We start from the raw sequence: 681 nt of genomic DNA, 5'->3' as shown, positions 1-681 counted from the left end.
CCGGAGGACGTGCTGCACGTGTCCTCCAGCCTGCGCTACGACCTGATGTCGGCGGACGACCTGGGCATCGTCAACAAGGTCTTCGTCAACCGCGGCCACGGCCCGGGCAACCCGGCCTACCGCTACGTGGAGATCCAGGACATCGGCGGCCTGCCGGGCGTCGTCGGTCTCTGAGCTTGTGCAAGTGCACCGCGCCATGAAGCTCGACTCCTACTGGACCGATTCGGCGTCCGCCTTCGTGCCCCGGCCGCAGGAGCTGCCGGCCCAGGTCGACGTCGCCGTGGTCGGCGGCGGCTTCACGGGCCTGTCGGCGGCGCTGGCGCTGGCCAGGCGCGGCGCCAAGGTGGTGGTGCTGGAGGCGGGCGAGCGCGTGGCGGGCGAGGCCTCGGGGCGCAACGGCGGGCACGTCAACAACGGCCTGGCCGTGGACTATGCCGAGGTGGCCGCGAAGTTCGGTGCCGGGCGCGCCCGGGCCTGGTACCGCGCCTACGACGATGCGGTGGACACGGTCGAGCGGCTGGTGCGCGAGGAGGCGATCGATTGCGACTTCCTGCGCCACGGCAAGCTCAAGCTCGCGACGCGTGCGGGCCAGATGGCGGCGCTCCAGCGCAGCGCCGAGCGCCTGATCGGCGACGGCGTGGACACCGACGTGGAGATCCTCGATGCGGCGCGCGTGCGCGC

The 681-nt window shown here is 72.5% G+C and carries 1 protein-coding gene and 1 pseudogene; both read left to right on the top strand.

Annotated features, from left to right (window positions below; all coding sequences use genetic code 11):
* A pseudogene (locus AC3A6Y_RS34980) lies at window positions 1–174 on the top strand (haloacid dehalogenase type II); the annotation flags it as partial.
* A 22-nt stretch (window positions 175–196) separates the two neighbouring features.
* On the top strand, window positions 197–681 hold a 485-nt coding region (locus AC3A6Y_RS34975), incomplete at its 3' end, for an NAD(P)/FAD-dependent oxidoreductase (protein WP_487872790.1).

The sequence above is a fragment of the Variovorax sp. Soil_C_17 genome (genome assembly GCF_057657265.1).
The sequence above is the reverse complement of the archived record's forward strand: the minus strand, read 5'-3'. Positions and strand labels throughout refer to the sequence as shown.